General features: G+C 38.8%; 4 protein-coding genes. 1 reads left to right on the top strand and 3 read right to left on the bottom strand.

The genetic code is table 11. From position 1 onward, the window contains the following. The 3 genes from A3735_RS21800 to A3735_RS21805 all read right to left on the bottom strand — a co-directional run. Positions 1–791: DUF262 domain-containing protein (locus tag A3735_RS21800; protein ID WP_156499815.1), on the bottom strand; the 791-nt coding region annotated here is incomplete at its 3' end. Positions 792–992: 201 nt separating this feature from the next. After that, positions 993–1,145 carry a hypothetical protein gene (locus A3735_RS29825; RefSeq protein ID WP_156499816.1) on the bottom strand — a complete coding sequence of 51 codons (153 nt, stop codon included), beginning with the start codon at positions 1,143–1,145 and terminating at the stop codon, positions 993–995. Positions 1,146–1,318: 173 nt separating this feature from the next. Next, complete coding sequence (locus tag A3735_RS21805) at positions 1,319–2,620, bottom strand: PcfJ domain-containing protein (protein WP_068638634.1); 1,302 nt, start codon at positions 2,618–2,620, stop codon at positions 1,319–1,321. Between the two features lie 185 nt (positions 2,621–2,805). Between A3735_RS21805 and A3735_RS21810 the strand changes: the two genes are divergently transcribed. Continuing rightward, on the top strand, positions 2,806–3,209 hold a 404-nt coding region (locus A3735_RS21810), incomplete at its 3' end, for a hypothetical protein (protein ID WP_156499817.1).

The following is a 3,209-nucleotide window of genomic DNA, read 5'->3' on the forward strand; positions in this document are numbered from 1 at the left end:
GCATTCGTTAGCGGGATTTTTCCACTGTTGATGCACATAAATATATTGATTGACTGCTCTTTATCCAAGAGTGACTCATTTTCCTTCGCCGCATACCAAATGACCTGCGTATGGTAAAGCAGCTTGTCATGCCACCGCTTTCGAGCCTGCCCATCAGGAAAACGCTGTGTGTCTGAAAACCAACGAGCAATCGTGCAGTAGGCGATATAGAAGTGGTAATTATCAACATTATCGAGATCAGCTGCCGTCAACTCACCGCTGTCATTATGCCTGCTCAGAAAAGAGTCCCAATCTTCTTCAGGGTTAATTCGTTCTAGATAATGCTGCAGGAATGCACCGCTGCTGGCTCGGGTCTTGTAATCAATGGGATATTTCTTCCAACCTAGATATGAGAGGATCATAAAGGTAGTTGTGATACGTTGTTGCCCATCAATCAACTCCCACCGACCACGTTCACCGGTGTTTTCAGGACTATGATGCTTTACTACAACTGGTTGTAAACAATAGAAGCTATCAGCCTGTGGATCAAAGTCATGAATATCGTTGAGCAAAGCCTCGACCTGCAGAGGCAACCACTTATAACCTCGTTGGTAATCATCTACAAAGAAGCTTAGTGACAGTAAGTCATCAATTTTCTTTAGAATAAGAGTATTTGAAGAGCTAATGATCTCCTGCAACTGATTGAAAAGGTCAGCAACAGGAGTGTTTCCCAGTTCGGAAAATTCTGGTTGATACCGTTCAAGTAAGTTCTCAATTTGAACGAGAGGTTTATCCGTTTTAACTCTATCCATAACGATATTTAATGACCTTTTAGAACAGAAACATCAGTTAAAAGACGTCCCCAAATTAGACTCGTATTATTTTGTTTGTAATTCACTTTCTTTCGAGACGATAGGCTTTGTTACTCGTTCTGTCGTTGAATACCATTCCATTAATCTACCTCATATCTATCGAACCAATTTAGTCTAGTAGAAATATTTCTAATTGAGACTTTATAAAGTAGGTGCGCCACATCGTGACGCACCACATTGGTAACATACGTATTTAAACTCAGCGTTGACACTTAGTAATGCTGGCGTTTCTTGCACATTTTTATCACTGCCACCTAAGACATAGCGACTAGCATCTATCTCAAATTCAGACATTAATTACGATTCCCATAATCAAAATATACCTACGTTCAACATGACTTATAAAGTCAATCCGTGAATTAAATGTTAGCAGTAAAATGAATTGCTATATTTTTTACCCTAGAATGTTCTTAGCGTTGTTATAAATCCGGAATGTTTTCTGATATCTTGATTCGTGTAAGAACACTTTAATCATCAAGCCAGCCCTGCACTAACTTTATAACGCTTGGTTTCGGAGCTTGGTTACCATGGCCATACAACTCAATAATTTCACCAGATTCATTGCAAACCGCTAGCGTGCATCGTTGCTCGCCATATACTTTATAGATGGACGTCTCTCCAGAAGCACATGATGCCCCATACATAGCTACGCAGTGGTTCATTGCTGTGCCTTCCTCATCAAGTCCATTCTGAGATGAAATGTATTCGATGAGCCCAGGGATTTCTTCTTTGTATGGGGTGTTAAACGTGGCTCTATCCAAACGCCCCCAGCTTTCACTATAGGTTGAATGAATTCCAGTTTCTATTTCAATTATTTTAAAACCTGACATAGACGAAATTCTGTCTAAGGTATAGTGGTTGTTCAATAGGAATAATATGCAGGAAGATATGCAGCTCAAGATTGCACATCTTAGCTCTAGGGGAGTTTCATGCACAAGATCAGGTATATCTGCATATAGACTTTCTTCATAGAGACACCTTAGTCTAGCTATTTCCCTTACGGATAGTCGACTAGATAGATCTATAAAAGCACTGATCATTTCTTGTGGAATGAATTGCGCGTGACATAGCTTTGTTATGTGCTTTTTATTTGATCCGTCCTTGTTTCCAAGAAAAACAAAGTTACCAACTTCAATGGGTGATAGGTCAATAAACCCTGTTGAGCTATTATTTATTTTTCTAAGAATGTTTATGTGCTTTTTAGATATTTCCAGACTACTAATGTTCCATAGTTTGTTCGACCTGATTGACTTAAATAGAGTGGAAAATGATAGTGAAGCTTTGTGCTTATAGTGTTGGTAAGCCAGTAAGGTAATTAGAGCAAATTTCGTTGAGCTTTCAATATAGTTATGTCCAAACATGAGCAAGTGACAGGCAGCACAAAATTCACCAAGACCTTGATATAAAAGCCCATCAAAAGGGATTTCAGCAGATAAAGATTCTGCCCATGCCAAAAAATCTTCCGATAGATGCATCGCTCTAATTAAGAGAGATAGAGTATGATGGACATCTTCGATTTCATGAAGTTTGTCGTTTTCTTTATCGTGAATAAAAACTCTTGTTCCAAGTATATCTACTGTGATCAACACGTGAGTGCCGTGCTCTTCGGACGTACAATTTTGAATGTTGATAGTTGTGATGTTGGAAGCGTGAAATGCTGACGCGTCATTATTCTGAGCATTTTGAATGTCACTGTCTAATGCGGCGGTACTTGCTCCAGACAATGCCTTTGTGAATACAAGCAACAATTCTTCGTTCATAGGATCCATATAGTCTTAAACCGCTTAAGTATAAAGAATTAACTTAATATAAAGCAGCGCTACGACGTTATGTGACATATGAATCAAGGGGGGCTACCCCGAGAATCATAGACAATCCTGATATATTATCTGCGACACAAACTGACTCGCTATTCATCAATAATGACCTCATAACGATATATGTGAGGTTATCAATGACAAACGGAGCTAAAGATTTATTTTTAGAAGAGTTAAATGAGCAGGAGAAGTTCTGGTGTTTGATTTTGCTATACGAGCTTGGTGTTTACAAAGACCTAGGCGGATCTCATTATGACTATTATGATATAGAAGAGCTGCGAGTGCTCGAATCTTGTGGAGTGAATACAGGTTGCGATAAAAAGTATGGCAAAGAATCTGAAGAACAATTTAATAGAAAAGAAGAGAAAAAGCAGAAATTTAGAATCGCGATAAAATCAGCGTATCTTGGCCTCCTCGATACTTTAGGTGCTCTCGCCTACGAAGTAACAAATCCAAATATACTGAACCTTTCCTTTAGTCTTGGCTTGAATGAAGTAGAGACAAAGTTGGTTAATTTTGTTGTATCGCTTAAGTCCAAAGT

Source organism: Oleiphilus sp. HI0061 (genome assembly GCF_001635675.1).